Origin of the sequence: Pseudomonas oryzihabitans NBRC 102199 (assembly GCF_000730625.1) — a bacterium.
GTDB lineage: Bacteria > Pseudomonadota > Gammaproteobacteria > Pseudomonadales > Pseudomonadaceae > Chryseomonas > Chryseomonas oryzihabitans.
The window spans coordinates 44,923-62,213 of sequence record NZ_BBIT01000019.1; the positions used below are offsets into that span (position 1 = coordinate 44,923).

Annotated in this window: 16 protein-coding genes and 1 other RNA gene; 10 read left to right on the forward strand and 7 right to left on the reverse strand. The window is 54.4% G+C overall.

Annotated features, from left to right (window positions below; translation table 11 throughout):
- Positions 1–21: 21 nt before the first annotated feature.
- Both dnaX and POR01S_RS18975 read right to left on the reverse strand, forming a co-directional pair.
- Entirely contained in the window at positions 22–2,040 is a 2,019-nt protein-coding gene (dnaX, locus tag POR01S_RS18970) for a DNA polymerase III subunit gamma/tau (RefSeq protein ID WP_081875241.1), read from the reverse strand.
- Positions 2,041–2,218: 178 nt separating this feature from the next.
- Positions 2,219–2,500 carry a hypothetical protein gene (locus tag POR01S_RS18975; protein ID WP_027597719.1) on the reverse strand — a complete coding sequence of 94 codons (282 nt, stop codon included), beginning with the start codon at positions 2,498–2,500 and terminating at the stop codon, positions 2,219–2,221.
- A 398-nt stretch (positions 2,501–2,898) separates the two neighbouring features.
- On the opposite strand from POR01S_RS18975, the gene POR01S_RS18980 reads away from it, so the two are divergent.
- The 10 genes from POR01S_RS18980 to POR01S_RS19025 all read left to right on the forward strand — a co-directional run bounded on the left by POR01S_RS18980 (position 2,899) and on the right by POR01S_RS19025 (position 12,765).
- Entirely contained in the window at positions 2,899–4,188 is a 1,290-nt protein-coding gene (locus POR01S_RS18980) for a site-specific integrase (protein ID WP_042137689.1), read from the forward strand.
- 270 nt (positions 4,189–4,458) lie between these two features.
- On the forward strand, positions 4,459–4,647 hold the full coding sequence (locus POR01S_RS18985; RefSeq protein WP_042137691.1) for a hypothetical protein: 189 nt from the start codon (positions 4,459–4,461) through the stop codon (positions 4,645–4,647).
- A gap of 129 nt (positions 4,648–4,776) precedes the next feature.
- The gene (locus POR01S_RS18990; RefSeq protein WP_042137693.1) at positions 4,777–5,346 is read left to right on the forward strand and encodes a recombinase family protein; all 570 of its coding nucleotides are present in this window, start codon (positions 4,777–4,779) and stop codon (positions 5,344–5,346) included.
- A gap of 1,022 nt (positions 5,347–6,368) precedes the next feature.
- Positions 6,369–6,548 (forward strand): hypothetical protein, encoded by a 180-nt coding sequence (locus POR01S_RS23735; protein ID WP_156045037.1) that lies wholly within the window; start codon positions 6,369–6,371, stop codon positions 6,546–6,548.
- Positions 6,545–6,736, forward strand: coding sequence for a hypothetical protein (locus tag POR01S_RS18995; protein WP_042137695.1), 192 nt, complete (start codon positions 6,545–6,547; stop codon positions 6,734–6,736). The genes POR01S_RS23735 and POR01S_RS18995 overlap by 4 nt, the downstream gene beginning before the upstream one ends.
- Positions 6,737–7,288: 552 nt before the next feature.
- Positions 7,289–8,230, forward strand: a complete 942-nt coding sequence (locus POR01S_RS23135; RefSeq protein WP_156045038.1) for a helix-turn-helix domain-containing protein — start codon at positions 7,289–7,291, stop codon at positions 8,228–8,230.
- A 129-nt stretch (positions 8,231–8,359) separates the two neighbouring features.
- On the forward strand, positions 8,360–8,887 hold the full coding sequence (locus tag POR01S_RS19005) for a hypothetical protein (protein WP_042137697.1): 528 nt from the start codon (positions 8,360–8,362) through the stop codon (positions 8,885–8,887).
- Positions 8,887–9,312, forward strand: a complete 426-nt coding sequence (locus tag POR01S_RS19010; RefSeq protein WP_156045039.1) for a hypothetical protein — start codon at positions 8,887–8,889, stop codon at positions 9,310–9,312. Before POR01S_RS19005 ends, POR01S_RS19010 begins: the two co-directional genes overlap by 1 nt.
- A gap of 463 nt (positions 9,313–9,775) precedes the next feature.
- Complete coding sequence (locus POR01S_RS19020; protein ID WP_156045040.1) at positions 9,776–11,635, forward strand: tape measure protein; 1,860 nt, start codon at positions 9,776–9,778, stop codon at positions 11,633–11,635.
- 791 nt (positions 11,636–12,426) lie between these two features.
- Positions 12,427–12,765 carry a hypothetical protein gene (locus tag POR01S_RS19025; protein WP_156045041.1) on the forward strand — a complete coding sequence of 113 codons (339 nt, stop codon included), beginning with the start codon at positions 12,427–12,429 and terminating at the stop codon, positions 12,763–12,765.
- Between the two features lie 245 nt (positions 12,766–13,010).
- Here POR01S_RS19025 and POR01S_RS23515 read toward each other — a convergent pair whose 3' ends face one another.
- The 5 genes from POR01S_RS23515 to POR01S_RS19045 form a co-directional block, all read right to left on the reverse strand.
- A complete protein-coding gene (locus POR01S_RS23515) occupies positions 13,011–13,340 on the reverse strand; it encodes a hypothetical protein (RefSeq protein WP_081875242.1) in 330 nt (109 codons plus the stop codon).
- 15 nt (positions 13,341–13,355) lie between these two features.
- Entirely contained in the window at positions 13,356–13,964 is a 609-nt protein-coding gene (locus POR01S_RS23740) for a hypothetical protein (protein ID WP_042137709.1), read from the reverse strand.
- A gap of 250 nt (positions 13,965–14,214) precedes the next feature.
- Positions 14,215–14,311, reverse strand: an RNA gene (gene ffs, locus POR01S_RS23520) — signal recognition particle sRNA small type.
- 88 nt (positions 14,312–14,399) lie between these two features.
- Positions 14,400–16,166, reverse strand: a complete 1,767-nt coding sequence (locus POR01S_RS19040) for an ABC transporter ATP-binding protein (protein ID WP_042137711.1) — start codon at positions 16,164–16,166, stop codon at positions 14,400–14,402.
- Positions 16,163–17,284, reverse strand: coding sequence for a glycoside hydrolase family 1 protein (locus POR01S_RS19045; RefSeq protein ID WP_042137713.1), 1,122 nt, complete (start codon positions 17,282–17,284; stop codon positions 16,163–16,165). Before POR01S_RS19045 ends, POR01S_RS19040 begins: the two co-directional genes overlap by 4 nt.
- Between the last annotated feature and the right edge of the window lie 7 nt (positions 17,285–17,291).

The window sequence follows — 17,291 nt, forward strand, 5'->3', positions numbered from 1 at the left end:
GAACTATGAATGGAAAACCGGTCAGGCTTGGGTGTCGACCGGCTCGATGGTACCCGCGCGCACCGTGGCGGCGAACTGTTGCATCATCTGGCGGATCAACGGATCGTCCTGGATGGACTGCTCCGCCTGCCGCTGACGCTCCGCCCGGCGCCGGGCGGCGGCCTGGGCGGGCGTCTCCTGCTCGGGGGTCTGGATGGTGACCTCGAGCGTGATGGGACGTCCCTGCTGCTGGTTCAGCGCATCGTTAAGCCGGCGCTGCTGGTTGGCGTTGAACAGGGCGCTCTGCGCCGGATCCAGGTGCAGGTGCCAGCGATCGCCGTCCACCGCCACCAGGGTGCAGTTGGCCGCGATGCTGGCGGTCAACCCGCCCAGCTTGAGGTCGGGGAACAGGGTCTGCCAATCGGCTGCCAGACCGGTCGCCGGTTGCACCGCCGGCGCCGGCGCCGCGGTCACCGCTTCGGCAGCCGGCTCACCCAGGCTGTCGAGATAGTCGTCCAGCCCGACCTCGTAGTAATCCTCGGCCGGCGGCGGCTCTTCGTCACCGTCCAGATCGTCACCGGAGGTGTCCGCCGGCAATTCGGCGATCACCGTGGCCTCAGGGGTCGCCTCGACCTGGGGAGTCGGTAGCGCCCTGGGGGCGACCGGCGCACCAGCCGCTTCGACCGGAGTCTGAGCCGGAGTCGGAGTCGGAGCTGCAGCCGGAGCCGGAGCCGGAGCCGCCTTGACCGCCACGGGCGCAGGATCCTCCCAGGGGAGATCCACCGGCTCTTCTACAGGGGTGGTATTACTGGAGACAGGCGTTGCCGGCACCGTCGCAGGTGCTGCCTCGCGTGGCGACGGGCGCGCAGGCGCAGCCGCTGCCGGAACCGCCGCGGCCACCGGACGGGGGTTGGAGTCAGCCGTGGCCGGGCTGGCTCCCGTCGTCTTTAGTGCCGGTCGCTCGGCAACCACCGCACCGGCGGGCCGGAAGGCCAGCATGCGCAGCAGGACCATCTCGAAGCCGTGGCGCGGATCCGGTGCCAGCGGCAGATCGCGCCGCCCGACCAGACCCAGCTGATAGTAGTACTGGACATCTTCCGCCGGCAGCGTCTGCGCCAAACTCAGCACCCGCTCGCGATCACCCTGGCCATTGTCCACGGCATCGGGCAGCACCTGGGCGATGGCCACGCGGTGCAGCACATTGAGCAGCTCGGCCAGCACGCCGCCCCAGTCGGGGCCCTGCTCGGCCAGATGGCGAACCGCGTCCAGCACCGCGCGACCGTCACCGTCCAGCAAGGCCTGGAGTACATCGTAGACCTGGCCATGATCGAGGGTCCCGAGCATGGCGCGCACATCGGCGGCCAGTACCTTGCCCTCGCCAAAGGCGATCGCCTGGTCGGTCAGGCTCATGGCATCGCGCATGGAGCCATCGGCCGCACGACCCAGCAGCCAGAGGGCATCGTCCTCGAAGGGAATGCTTTCCGCGGCGAGCACCTGCTGCAGGTGGGAGACGACCCGCTCCGGCGGCATGTTCTTCAGCGAGAACTGCAGGCAGCGCGAGAGGATGGTGACCGGCAGCTTCTGCGGATCGGTGGTGGCGAGCAGGAACTTGACGTGGGGCGGTGGCTCTTCCAGCGTCTTGAGCAGGGCATTGAAGCTGTGGGTGGAAAGCATGTGCACCTCGTCGATGAGGTACACCTTGTAGCGACCGCGGGAGGGCGCGTACTGCACGTTCTCCAGCAGCTCGCGGGTGTCTTCCACCTTGGTACGGCTGGCGGCGTCCACTTCGATGAGATCGACGAAGCGGCCTTCGTCGATCTCGCGGCACACCGAGCAGCTGCCACAGGGCGTGGAGCTGATGCCGGTCTCGCAATTCAGGCACTTGGCCAGGATCCGCGCGATGGTGGTCTTGCCCACCCCGCGGGTACCGGTGAACAGATAGGCGTGGTGCAGCCGCTCGTTGTCCAGCGCATTGATCAGCGCCTTGAGCACATGGGTCTGGCCGACCATTTCGCGGAATGACCGCGGGCGCCATTTGCGCGCAAGAACCTGGTAACTCATCGAGACCTGATCAGGAGAAGACGTGGGGGGCGCCCATGCTAACGAAGAGGGGCCGCGAATGCATCCCGCGGCGTGGCATCGGGGCGACGCCGGGCGGGCTGTGGCTACCTCCCTAGATGGAGGCGGCCTGGCGGATTTTCAAGCGATTAGGAGGGAAAACGGCGGGTAAAAAGCCGCTTCAGGCACGCCGGCAGTGGTCCTCACCGTCGGCCAGGACCACGCTTGCGACATAGGCTGCCAGGGCATCCAGCTGGCTGCGCAGGCGGGTCACGGTGGCGTTCATCTTGAAGGGATTGATCGCCTCTTCGTTGGTCAGGTCGATCCTGATCAGCAGCAGGGGCTCGCTGGGGTGGTAGATCTGCGCGACCAGCGTCGTCTCGGTGTCGCGTCGGCAGTCGACACGATAGGGATGGAGGCCATTGCTCAGGGCGCGTCCTGCGCATTCGAGTCCGTTCTTCACAAGAGATCCTTGGACATCTGTCCAGTGGTGAGGGTACGGCGCGCATGATGGCACAGAGCCATGAACCAAAACAGTGCATTTCGTCACGAAAGCCCTGTGGCGTGGTCGCGGAGCGCTGGGAGACGAGGCGGAAAAAGAGGAGGGAAACGCGGAAGAGGAAAAGCGCGGGGCAGAAATGGAGGTGGCCCCGCCAGCCACACCCCGGCACACGACATCACCGCTGCGGCTGCTCCCTTCCGGGCCTGACCGGGTATTGTGCAAGCACACTGGTTGATCGCTGAACCGCTCTAGTCAGCAGGTTATGGGGAGTTTGGGGTTGTACCTCCTTTCGATGCTCAACACATGATTCTTGAGGTGGCGGCTTTGTCACACATCGGTGTCACACAGGCCTGTCACACATGTACGTTATTCGCAGAGGCTCGACCTACTACCTCAACGTCCGTATCGGCAATCAGCACTTACGAATCAGCCTAGGGATACAGGAGCGACGAGCAGCGATCTTCAAGGCCACGGCGATAGCTCAAAGGGTCGATGAGCATCGGTTTAAGCACCCACAAGCCACCTACAGCGAGCTACACGCACTATGCAGGACATTGGTGCTGACGGAGAGACTCGAACGTCTGCCCTCCTCGTCTCCTCGTGCTCAGACGGTTACTCCACTACCAGTTAGAGCAAACGGGCCGCTGCTGAGCAGGCTTGCTAAGGAGTACGTAGCTGAAGGAAAGCAAGGAGCCTGGAGGCAAGGACAGATAGCTGACGTTGAACGCACCATCCATGACTTCTTTGCCTTGATGGGTGATATGCAAGCGGAAGTTTTTGACCAGCAACAGGCTAGGACCCTAAAGGAGAGGTTATCCCGATGCCCTAGCTACTATGGTTTGCGTCCTGAGTTCAAAGGCAAGACGCTGCTGGAGATTGTGGAGTCAGGCCATCAGTACGAGACCATAACGCCAGTTACCATCAACAACCGGCTACGAAAGCTCACCTCATGGATGAACTGGTGCGTTTCGAACGGATACCTTGAGACAAACCCTCTAAGCGGAATGAAGGTGATGGAAGCGTCAGCTAAGGACGCACGCCTACCCTTTGATCAACAAGACACTACCACCCTCCTCAACCATGGCTCTCTAACAAAGGAGGCTAAGAAGAACCCCTGGAGGTACTGGCTACCTTTGCTGGCACGAGCTACGGGAGCACGGTTGGAGGAGTTATCTCAGCTCTACCTTGAAGACATTGTGCAAGAACAAGGCATTACCTGTATCAAGATCGATGACGCTAGGCCAGACCAGAAGCTCAAGAACCCTTCCAGCCGACGAATCATCCCGCTGCATCCTGACCTGCTGGACATGGGGCTACGTGACCACCTGGGGGATTTGAAGCAGGCAGGGCAGGAAAGGTTGTGGCCTGAGTTGAAGGCTGTCCGAGGCAAATACGGATACGCCGTATCAAAGTGGTTTGGCGTTTACAGGCATAAGCAAGGGATCACCGATCCTCGTAAGACCTTCCATAGCTTCAGGCACTCGTTCATCGATGACATGAGAGAGGCCGGGATTGCCGATAGCCTACTGAAGGACATGGTAGGTCATGGGGACACAGCAGTGACATTTGCGGTGTATGGAAAGCGACGTTTCATTGAGCAGATGCTTACAGCAGTGAGCCAGATAAAACTGACCATAAATCCATTATAAACGTCACATTATAACAAAAAGACACAAGGGCCACTCCGACACTCCCCAGCAACCATGCACCTTGTAGCACGTCTGTGGCCCGATTATTGTTCCCCTCCCCCTCCGTTTGCTAAGCACAGGCGTTGCTTTCTCTGCAAAAGATTTGCACGCTAATAGTTATTGATAGCCTGCATCTATCAAGCTTTACATTGTGATTACAATTTCCCTACGAACTAGATTTCAAACGACTGTCTGATTACGTGACCCTAACTGAGCCATCAGGAGAGACGTATGAAAGGCTATAAACCATGCGACGTCACCGTGAGCACCAGTCTGTTAGAGAAAGAGCTGTCGGCAAGGAAGGCACGGCTTGAGAGGGCGAAATCGGATCTACACCACCGCTTTGAGATTTACGCCAAGGAACAGGCATGCGTTGCGAGCCTGGAGAAGGCGTTGGCTAAGGCGCACGGCCTCTACTAGCAGCATCATCAATCGACCGTTAAACGATACCGCTCATCCGATAGGCCAACTGGTATCAACAAATAGGCCAAACGACTATTTGATACGCTGATAAAATGATCCCACCTTAATTGATACCGAGGGATCGAGATGAGCCGTACGTTCCTATATGCCCGCGTCTCCACTGCCGACCAAACCACTGACAATCAGCTACTCGAAGTAAAGCAAGCAGGTTTTGCTGTAGATGCTCGTAGGGTTGTCACTGAGACGGTGTCCGGCTCTATCCAGGCTAGTGAGCGTAAAGGCTTCCAGAAGCTTCTAGAGCGCATGGAGCACGGAGACACGCTGATCGTTACCAAGCTCGACCGACTGGGCCGTAACGCTATGGACGTACGCAGCACCATAGAGAAGCTGTCAGAGGAAGGGATCCGGGTTCACTGTCTAGCTCTGGGCGGAGTAGACCTCACAAGTGCAGCAGGCAAGATGACCATGCAGGTGCTATGTGCTGTAGCCGAGTTCGAACGTGACTTGCTCATCGAGCGTACCCATGCTGGCCTGGAACGAGCAAAGGCAGAGGGCAAGAAGCTGGGAAGGCCTGAAGCTGTGGACACTACTGAGAAGGTACAGAAGGCCAAGGTACGCGGATTGACTCAGAGCCAAGCAGCCAAAGAACTAGGCGTTGGCATCGCTACCATCAAGCGCCACTGGAACAAAGTCTGAACCTTCCACCGTTATCGCAATCATAGTAGGTATGAGTGCTCCAACTCTCATAGACCTTAGCCCCACCTTAGAGTGGGGTTTCTTTTGTCTGCTACTCAGCTACACCCTGCACCCGAACGTCTCACCAAGAGGCCCGTAGGTGGCGTAGCGTCGATATTTTAAACTCTTAAGGGAATCTATTGCTTAGGCCAGGGCTTTTGACTTAACGCTATTACTTTATCGACGATATTTCCCTTAGATGTGCATATCGCCTGTCAGATAACAAAAGGTCGATATTTCGGCAGAGGTGGTGAAACAACTAAAATAGCACTACCGTTCGTCGGATGGCTATGCGGAGATAAATGGTTCAAACCCTTGCTATTACTGGATTCTTATATAAATCATAGTTTAGCACTATGCAACTAACTATAGGCAAACCAAGAAATCCGGGGTATAATATTGTTATAGGGACAGAGAAAGTCAAAGCGAAAATAAAGTTTAGCACTATGCAATATATTAGTTGCAGAATAGCAACTTTGGCAGTATAATAGAGTGAAGGAAAAGCGATATATTTCAAGCTCTCTAATATATAGCTAAATGCTTACATTCAGTTAAGCTATATGCAGTATTCAAGATTGACCCTCCTGCCTTATACTTAAAGAATAGACAACACGAATAGAACATCCTTAATTGGGTGTTTTGCTGTGCCCGCCATCCTGATATCTGATACTCCTCCGCTCTGAACAAGAGCCTTGGCATCTACAGTGTCCTCTCCTGGGTGCCCTTTTATTAATACCCCTGTCGGATGACTCAATCGGCGGGATTCGTTCGTTCAAAATAAATAATTTCTCGCTTGAGGATTCAATAATGACAATAAAAACCACACGTCACTGCTTGTGGTGCAAAGCGACAATGGAGTGTTCTTCAGCAGGTAAGCTGATCTGTAGTAAGAGTTGCCACGGCAAGATGCACCGGCACCGGATCAAGCTGGGGATAACCAACAAGGAAATGATTAAACAACTAAAACAAGAGGAACGTACAAAATGAAAAATGAAACCTTTAGTGATCATCTCCGTAAACGTGGACTCAAGCGGTGTGGTATCTGGCTGAGTCCGGAAGACTGGAAGACGTTGAATGATTTGATGAAAGACTTCCATCAGCACCCAGGCGACTTAGTGTCTGACTTGATCAAAGAACATTCTAAGAAGCGAGGAAAGGCATGAAGACCTTAGCTCGAAAACATAACAAACAATCCCAGCTACAGATGAATGCTTCACTTACCAAGGGGCATGTGGACTACGTCCTGACCTTAGCACAAGAAAAGAAGATTTCATTTAGTCAGGCGCTGAACCTGATTATTGATGAGAGGCTGAATGCGGAGCTGTATGACCTGTTGAGTAGGGCTGAGTAGGCCCGTAGCTCTCGTAGATACTCCCCGTGGGTCTGGCAGACACTCGGGCGTAGGTCTCACAGACCCCGTAGTAATAATGATATAGAGATAATGAATATAAAAACAAAGAATAAAAGAAAAGAAAAATTAATTTTACGACTTAGACACTTAAAAGCTTAGCCCTTCTTAGCTTGGTCTTCGACCTGCGCACGAAGGCCTAATAGAGCAAGAGCAGAAAAACAATATTCTTTTTAATCTTATTATCTATCCGTGCTAATGCAGGCTTGTGTGCTTGCTGTGGTATTGGGGTTTTTAGTCCTTATACATTTGTTGTTTGGTGCAGAGATCGAAGATCGATAGAGAAATAGATTCCCCGAGTGTCTGCCAGACCCACGGGATTAACCAAAGAGGAAATAGAAATGGAAAATACAGTGCGTATAAGGCTTGGTGAGCAAGCCACTCAAAACCTGTTCGAGATTATGAAGCTTTTGAACAAAGACAGTGCTACCCATACAGCTAACATTATTATCAATCAATACCTAAATCAACTACGTGCTCAAGAGGGCCTAAAAAATGAAAACACAACTATTCGCTAAGTCAGAAAAAGAGCTATCCCCCTACTTTGCTGTTTACCGTGAGTTCCTGACTGCTACTGGCTGGAAAGGATGGGAACAAGTGAAGGTAAAGAATCCTGAAGGTAAGATGGTTGCTACCGGAGAAGTGAAGGAGGTTGTATATCCTTTCACGAGTGAAGAGAAAATGCTGTGGTCTTGGATGCTAGATCGGTATCAGTTCTTTAAGGCCAACAACAATGTCTGGTTCGACAACCAGGACGAGATCGCCGCCTACACTGGTTTCAGTGTCTCCACTGTCAAACGATTCATCAAGAAGCTAAGTGTATCTGGTGTGCTAGTCATCGCCACTAAGAACATGGGTGGGGCTCGCGTGAGCAACTCTTATGTGATCACTAAAGACCTACAGTTGGTGCAGCGTGAGAACGTCGCTCAGAAGCCCTCTATTAGCTCCGTAGTTGAACGATCAGAACAAACCAACACGAATGCTCAGACTGAGGTATACGTTGAATTTGAAGCCGCTGGAGAGGCTTGGGTAAATGAACCCCTACCGCCGGAAGATTATGAGGGCATTGAGTTTTCTGTCGAAAATGAATTCAGCAGTTATCAGGAGTGGGAAACAATCCCTTCTGAGGTAGTGCAACAGAAGCCAGTAAATGCTTGTCCGTTTGCCACTGCGCCCACTAAACGCTTTAAACCTAACGGATCAGTTAGCGAAGAGATGGAATTTTGGTGCAACAAGAACCAAGTGGTTATTACCAACGTAGATGGCCAAACCGTATTCAAACATAAGGCGAAGCGATTCGTTATTGAGGCCGGTGCATTCGTAGAATACAAAGCTACAACGTATAAATCATCAGCACCAAAGACCTTAGCTGAAGCTGCTGGGATGGAATGGATGCTGAACAAGCTGGATGAGAGCGAAGGAAGCATTCCGTTTTAACGTTTAACCTCCGCTCCACTTTTACGCTTTAACTAACTAATCATCAATAAATTCAGTCCTAATCAGACTAATGGCCTGAGGCTGCCTTATTGCCTCAATAACTTAAATTAATATATCGGAGTTAAAATTATGACCACTAACTACACTACCCGCGATCAGTTCAAAGCCGACTACAGCTTTCCTCTGAAGACAGAATCTTACAAGTTCAACTCTGCTGAGCTTAAGACTCTCGTTGATCGAGCTTACGACCTTTATTCCCAGCCCGGCTTGAACTACAACAAAATCTTCGTGAGTGCGGGACATTTCGAGTCGGCGATTAACGCAGTGATCGAACTATCAAAAGACGGGTTCACCTATCCTGAAAAGCGGAAGCCTCTTCACTCAGGTCCGAACTACGCCTTCTATCTTGAGAAACCGCTAACCCTCCAGAACGAGGATAAGGAATTCATTAAAGATATGGTAATGGCCAACTATATCGCGGCTGTAGAGCAAAATGAGAAGGCTTACAAAGTCCGGCTCAAACAACAGATGATCAATGAAGCTCAGGCTGCTGAGGCTAAGAAGCTGGCGGAAGCAGAAGCCAAGAAACAAGCCAAGTTTGAACAAGAAGCTGAAAAAGCTTTTCAACAAGTTCTCGAACAAGAAGGTATTCAATAATGCTTAAGTCAAAACTCTTTCCTAAAGACTCCGAACGTTCACGGGCCGACAAACTTCTCTCTAATAATCGTATCGAGCATTTGGTCCTTAAGACCAAACCAACCAAGGATCTTGAACTTAGGTCAAATCCTGAGACATTGGCCAAGACTAAAAAGCTGATGGAACAAGCCGAAATTACCAAAGCTAAGGCTATGTCCCCGATGGTTGATGCCTTTCTTGTTGCAGCAGATGGTCGCGTAACCACCACCAAAATCTCAATGGACGTTTCGACCATTCTTAAAAGTGTAGGTGTAACTCTGCTGCAAGCGGACGGCCTAACGATGTTGAGTTACAAGCTTGCTCAGCAATATGGGGGCGAAGCTGTCACCTTGGAGCAGATGCTCAAAGACAAAAACTTCAAAGCTGCCTATCAGGCTGCTAAGTAAATACCAAATTCGGGCAGGGAAGCCCTTTAGTCAAAGCGACTACAGAATCCCGCTATAAATGAAAGCACCATAACTCCCATCCCTGCAACTCCCGCTGTAAGTTCAAAGCCCCAATTTAGAGTCGAGCTTACCATTAGAGCAAGATAACTAGATGAGACGGCTACGATACACGAGTAAAACGCCATAGGCTTTAGCCGCTCTTCATATGAGAAACCCTGCATGTTTCCCAGATACGTGAAAAGTATCGCCAAGAATGTCAAAGGCGAACTGAAGGCGATAATCATGAAAACCGCCTTCCATCCGTCTAGCTCTTTAAATATATCCAAGAAAAAGTACATTGCATAAGATGTACCGGGCGCTATTTGGGCCATAACAAAAATCAAATAAAACGCAGCATCCGAAACTTTCGTATTCTTCAAGTCTTCAAAAAAACTCATTACCACCTCAAGACAGAGCATATTTTATGTCAGAAACAAAGATAGCGAGCTTTTACAGTGAGCTAAATATTAAAGTCAACAAGGCTCAGCTTCGTCAAGCAGAACAGGCATTCCAGCGTCTAGAAGCAATGATGCTTAAGCTTAAGGAGCAGTTTGGCAAAAGCCTCGTAGTGATGCCAAAGGTTCAGTTCAACAGCCTTCAATTTCAAAAGCAGATCCAGAAATCCTTGAACCAGGTTAGCCGGCTGACTGAGTTCAGAATGGAAAAATTTACCATCGACAATGTGAAGCTCAACCGGAGCCTTGCCTCTGCGATCAGGCGTGCTGAGTGGTCAGCACAGTCGCTGAAGATCAAGACGGTTATCGAACGTAGCCCCGTCAGTCAGGCAGTTCGCCAGGTGGCGCGTAGTGCTCACGCTGCTGGGATGCAGCCTGTTGAAGGTAATGGCGCTGCTGGCGGTGCTGTATTGGCCGCTGTCCCTCGATGGCTTGCCCCGGCTGCACTCGGCTATGGCGCCTATCGCGGAACCACTGCTCTATTCAACGCCAATGCTCAACAGCTCAGTAACCGCAATCTGATTGCCAACGTGGTAGGTACATCCCCTAGCGCCAAGATCAATCAGAAGCGTGCAGAGAACGCCAACGAGTACGTGTGGAACGAGAGCAATCGCCTAGGCCTACGTGCTACGGACCAGGTACAAGGCTACGCCTCTATGCTCGCTGGTGGTCACGCTGCCGGGCTGAAGTACGCCCAATCACAGGATGCCTGGACACAGCTCAACGAACACGCCGTGACTTTGCACCTCACCAATGAGCGTATGAAGGGCTTGAGCACTGCCGTAATTCAGATGATCAGCAAGGGCAAGGTCCAGTCTGAGGAGCTTTTCGGCCAAGCAGCAGAGCACGATCCCACCTTCCCCGCCCTGGTAGCTCAAGCCAACGCTGAGATCCGTAAAAGCGGGAAGACGGGCCAGGCTGCGATGATCCAGCTACGTGCTGACATGAAGGCAGGCATCGTAGGAACCGACGTTGTACTAAAGGCACTACAGATTGGCAGCAGGAACGCCCAGGCCGCCTTGGAGCGTAGCACCAGCACCTCTCAGGCTGAGCTGAACCGTACTCTGAACACCCGAGATCGGACGATTGACGAAGCCAGTCAGCAGGGCTTGGAAGAAGGTTTCCAGCGTGCTCTGAACGCGATTAACACCTTTGCTCAAGACCTACAACCAGCAGCCCTAAGCCTCGTCAAAAGCTTCGGTGAGGCTTACAAATCAACGTCTGAATTCGCTCTGTGGATGCGGGGAATCGCCAAAGGCAACATCACACCAGAGAAGGCTCTAGCGACGGTGAGGGAGAAGCTACCCGACGCTGCTAAGAACTATGCTGACTATCATCCTGGGATTCAAGGGATCAACTGGCTCTTTGAGAATCACCCTAGCCTGAAGTTTGCAAAGGACACATTCGAGAGTCTTTACGAGCGGATCAAAGGGCCAGAGTGGGGCGACGTCGGTAATCGGATTGTTCCTGACTTCCTGCCCTACCAGCAATCAAAGCTCAATTATCGGACGCCTTACAGTGAACTCCAGATGCCTGCAATGTTGCCTCCTGCAATGCCTCCTCAATTCGGTAGTAGTCCGCTTCAACATTACCAACAGAATAATGATGCAGTTCAACAACTGATGAATCAGAGCTACACCAATACCGACAGTCGCACCTACGACAATAGGATTGTCTTTGAGCCTGGGGCGTTTCAAATTGATGCAACGTCTATGGATATTAACCAGCTTGGTAGTGAACTTGAGAGCCGGATGATGGACGCCGCTCGTAGAGTTCAAGACAACTCTCTCTCTGATGCTCGAATCCAGTATCCATCTATCGGACGTTAACGCTCACCAATACACCACAGCCCCTTCACTGGGGCTTTTTAATATCTGAGACGTAAAAACAATGAATTATTTTATTTTACATCGAGGGTCAAACCTCGTTGCCGGTATTCTATCGGCTTCAATTCCCCCAGCACGCAGTAACGAATACAAGTTTGTCGCTGCATCAGACAAGACTCTAAGCGCTTATCTAAAGTGGGTACAGAAACACAAGGATGTCTGTCCAGACTTCGGAGAGTTGATTGCCAAATCAAACCATCTGAAAGACAAGCTAAACCCACAGGGCCATACCCTACTCCCTACTATTCCAAGAGAGGCACGAGAGGTCACGCCTACCAGCCGTGAGGCTGTTATCTGTAGCTGGCTCACCCTTCACCCTACTGCCACAGAGCACGATCTACACGAGCAATTCGGGTGTGGTGTGGTAGCCGCCAGGGCCTACTTAGACAAGTGGCTATAACGCCACAGAATGCGGCTTACAGGGCGTTAAAAGTGGTAGGTAATACTAAGGTACTGGGTAGCACTTTTTATACCTCTACAGCCCCTATAAACACTGTATTTAACACATCAAAATCATCATATCTGAGGTATCAAATGCGCGTATTCGCAAACTATTGCTTTAAAGGTCATCGTAGCTCAATCGAGCTTCCAGAAAAGCTTGTTCAACTCTTCAACCAGAAGCACCCTAATCAAAGTATCGGCCCATTTCTTACTAAACTGCTAAAGGCTGAGAAAGCTAACCGTATCGGCTCAAGCCTTGTCATTAGTCGTCTTGTGGAGGAGCTACTATGAGCATGGACAAGTTCAACAAGTTTATGGCAATCCCACAAGTGATTCTCTGCTGCTTGGTAATTGCGCAGCTTCATCAGAACCAGGGTATACGCTCCGAGATTCTTGGTCAGTTTGAAGAGCTACAGACCAAGACAAATCGTGCCATCTTCAGCCTACAGAGTCAGATTGAAACTAAGTTCAACTCTCTTCGTGAGATGCAGGACCAGAATCAGATTAACAATGAACGTGCGTTGCGGAATCTGAACGAGCGTGTGAAGAATCTTGAACAAAAGCCGGTGGTGATTTTCAACGGCCAGAACGGCTACCGCACCAGCGGACAGAACCAAATCAACAATCAATAGGAAAATAAGAATGTTAGACGATCTAAAGAATCAACTCGCTATCACCATCCGTGCCTTTCAAGACGAAGGTAAACCAGTACCTGACGAGCTATGGCAGCAAGGATGCCTCTTGTTCATGGCAGAACAGGCAGTAAAGGAGGGAGATGAGGAGAGGTTTCTATTCGCTCTAAATGAGCTTTGTGGCGGGGATATAGCTACAACGTTCACAGCTTAAGATGAGGGAGGCTCATCACCTCCCTTTAGCTTCACTTACGGACCAACCAACCCTTTAGAGTATAGAATGCTTTCCCACTCGGAGCGAGAAATGTTACCGCGTACTCATTCTCTTGGAAAACTTGTATCTTCATCCCTGAACTAACCCGGCACTTTCCATTCTCTATCATTCGGTTAGCGCCTGCGTTATCTCCATCCTGGGCGAACCCGCCAAACTCATCAAGGTTTCCTTGGCTGGTGCAGTAGATATAGTCTTTCTTCAGGAAAGCATTATATTCAACGTCCTTCCATTGGGCATTTGCTGCCGCTGAAATTACCAAACCAGCCACCGCAAGAATGCTTATTACAAATTTCTTTATCATTGCCGTATTCCCTTACTAAATATGATTCCAAGTTGCAGAAATGTAGGCGAATTCAGCATCCACCATACCCACATAACGGTCAATCCCTTTCTGGTCCAAGCTATTCACATGAAGCTTTGCTCGCCTTACGTCGAGAACAGCGACTTTTGTGTCGCACGAGGTCATAGGACCGACTGTCTTAGCCATCAGAGCGTTAACAATAGAGATATAGAGCTTACTCAGCTTCTCATCTTTGAAGTATAACTTTATTAGATGGGGCTCTCCATTAATCAGCACCCCAATCTCAGGGTTAACATGGACCTCAACGTCAAGATAGGTATACATAAAGGACGTTGTAGAATTCCAAATAGGATTAGCACCCTTGCACCAGCGCTGATAGCCTTTAAGCACCTTTGGATAGTTAGAAATCTTATTCTTATCAGTGAGCCCGTTAAGAAGAAGAGACAGCGATTCGCTACTTTTGCCTTCCTTGTGCATTTTCACGATTGCGGAACGAAGGGGTTTATAGAAATCAGTTTGAGGGGAATAAGGCTTTTTGTTCTTTATTTTCGAGATGTTATTTCTCTTGGGGTCACCTGACTTAGAGATAACATCAACGACTTCAGCAAGACTGAGGCGGGGCATAGCTTTACCATCCGTAGTGAGATATCCATCACATCGGCTAGGTTAGCAGGAGCTTGAGTCGTAGCATGACCATCCAGCGGGGACGAACGGCTGAATAGGAAGACTTTTTGCTTGGAGGGAGGTAGAGAAGATAGGATCAGCATCACGCACTCACCCTGTCACACAGGAGCGTGCTAAACGGCTGTCACACAAAGGAATCTAGAGCGGAGAATGTCTAAGTAAAACAATTACTTAGCAGAAATGGAGGTGGCCCCGCCAGCCACACCCCGGCACACGACATCACCGCTGCGGCTGCTCCCTTCCGGGCCTGACCGGGTTCACGGTTGATCGTTGCGGGGGGACCGACAGAGCCACCATAACGCCTCACCCTGAGGTGAGGTGCGTCATTCTACGCGGTTGGGGCGAAGTTGCAAGCCATACAAGGACTTAGGTTCGCTAGGGTGCTGCCTGCAGGTCCCAGAGCGCAGCGAAACTGCCCTCCCCCTCGCGCAGCCGCTGCGGCGGGCCGTCCTCGACGATGACGCCCTGCTCCAGCACCAGGATGCGGTCGAAGCCGGACAGGGTGGAGAGCCGATGGGCCACCGCCACCACGGTACGGCCTTCCATCAACTCCAGCAGGGCCCGCTGGATGACCGTCTCGGAATGGCTGTCCAGCGCCGAGGTGGCTTCGTCGAGGATGAGAATGGGCGCATCCTTGAGAAAGGCCCGGGCGATGCCCAGACGCTGGCGCTGACCACCGGAAAGCAGCACGCCGCGCTCGCCCACCGGAGTATCGTAGCCCAGCGGCAACTCGCGGATGAAGTCGTCGCAATAGGCGTGACGGGCCGCCGCCTCCACCTCGGCGTCGCTGGCTTCCGGCCGGCCATAGCGGATGTTCTCGCGAATGCTGCGATTGAACAGCGCGGTCTCCTTGGGCACCACGGCGATGCGCTGGCGCAGGCTGTCCTGACTGACCGTGCGAATGTCCTCGCCATCGATGCAGATCCTCCCCCGCTGGATATCGTCGAGGCGCTGCAACAGGCCGATCAGGGTCGATTTGCCGGCGCCCGACGGCCCCACCAGCCCGATCTTCTGGCCGGCCGGCACCTCCAGATCGAAACCCTGGAACACCTGCCGACCATCGGGATAGCGATAGTGCACGCCGGTAAAGCTCAGGGCGCCGCGCGCCTGGGTCAGGGGCCGTTCGACGTCGCTCTGGCCGTGGGGCTGGATAAGGATGCGCAGGGTCTCGCCGATGGCGCCCAGTTGCTGAGTGGTGTCCACCAGCGCCAGGGCCAGGTCACGGGAGCCGTGCAGGATGCGAAAGGTCAGGGCACTGACCATGACCACGTCGCCGGCGGTGATGCTGCCGCGGCTCCACAGTGCGATGGCCCAGGCCAGCATGCCGCCGGCCATCAGCGACAGGCAGGTGTCGTGGAGTACCCGGGCCTGCTCCAGATGCATCCAGCTGCTGCGCTGGGCACGCGCCTCTACGCCGATGGCCTGGGCCAGTCGCTGCACCTCGCGCTCCCGGGAGGAAAAGGCCTTGATGGTCCAGACGTTCTGCACCAGGTCCACCAGCTCGCCGCCGACATGGGCCGACTGAGCGGCGAAGCGCTGGTGCCGCGCCCGCCCGCGAATGCCGAAGGCGGTGATCACCAGCGCCACGATCAGCACGAAGGCCACCAGCGCCCCGGCCATGCGCAGGTCCACGGTGCAGAGCACCACCACCGCGCCGATGAAGTCGACGCAGGGCGGCATGATCTTCCAGGTCAGGCCGCCGTAGATGGCCCCCGCGGCCGCTCCGGTGGCGGAGATGCGATTGCCCAGGGCCCCGGCGAAATGCTGGGAGAAGTAGTGCATCGGATGGCCGGTGAGATAGCGGAACAGATCGACGCGCAGATCGGCGCAGCTGGCCACCACCGTGCGGCAACCCAGCCAGCCACCGCTACGCCAGAACAGGTTCTCCAGCACGATCAGCGAGATGAACAGCCAGAACGGCCCCCACACCGCCGCCCGGCGTGCCGGATCGGCCATGGCATCGACCAGCAGCTTCATGCCGTATTGCACTGCCACCGCACAGGTCGCCGCGCCGACCACCAGCAACAGCAGGCCGCCGAAGTGCCAGGGTCGCAGGCGGACATAGCGCCAGAGAAAGGCGCCGACCCGTTCCGGCAGGGGCCATTCGGCGCGCCGCCGCTCGCGTCGCCGAGCTGCGCTCATCGCCCCTCTCCGCCGGCCCAGAGCTGGCGTTGGCGCTGCAGGACCTCGGCCAGAGGCTCGTGCAGCGCCCGGCGCCCTGCCTCGTCGGCCACGCCGAACAGCCCCGTGGGACAGAGGCGGTCATCGTCCCAGCCGGGATAATCGAGTACCGGATACAGGCAGATGCCCTGCACCGGCACGCCCTGGCGCAGCGCCCGCCCGACCTGATCGGCCACGTGTTCCAGCCAGGCGGCGCGCGCCGGCCCCTCGGCCCCAGTCTCGGCGATCAGCAACGGCCGGCCATAGCGCTGGTGGACTTCGGCCAGCATGCCCTGCAAGGGTCGATAGGCCGGATCCTCCGCCGCCAGGGTGCCGCCGTCCAGATACCACTGGTTGTCGGAGTAGTAGTTCAGACCCAGGATGTCCAGGTAATCGGGGCGCCCGCCCAGCCCTGGCCACTGGCGCCCGCTGAGCAGGTCCCAGGCCTCGAACTGGGCCTGGCGATAGGCCTCCGCGGCCTCGCGCTGTTCGGGGCGGCGCGCGACCACATGAATCAGCGGATCGATGGCCAGGAAGCGCGCCGCGGGCAACTCGGCCCGAATCGCCTCGATGGCGGCGATGCTGGCGCGCACCAGTTGATGCTTGAGCTCCTGACCGCGGCCGCGGGCGCCGGGATTGAACAGACCCTGATCGCCGCCGGCCCAGGCCCAGTAGGAGATCTCGTTGATCGGCGCCAGGCACGGACGGGTCTCGCCCTCCTCCCGCAAAAGGCGGGCAAAGGCGGCGGCATAACGGGCGAAGGCATCGACGAAGGCCGGCCGCCAGATATCCAGGTGATCGGGCCAGCCATAGTGGCAGAGGTCCCAGATCACCTGGACGCCGGCCGCCCGCGCGGCTCGCACCTGCGGCAGGACACTCGACCAGTCATGGTGCCCGGCCTGGGCCTCCACCCGGTGCCAGCGGACGCCATCGCGCACGGTGCGCAGGCCCTGGGCGGCCACCGCGCCATAGTCTTCCGCGGCCCAGCGGTCATGGCCGGTGCTGGCGAGCAGATCCAGGCGTCGGCCATCGGCGCGTCTGTGGCTGGAGCATTCGAAGCCGGCCATGAAGAAACTCTGGAAGGGCGAGCCTTCGGCCATCACGTCT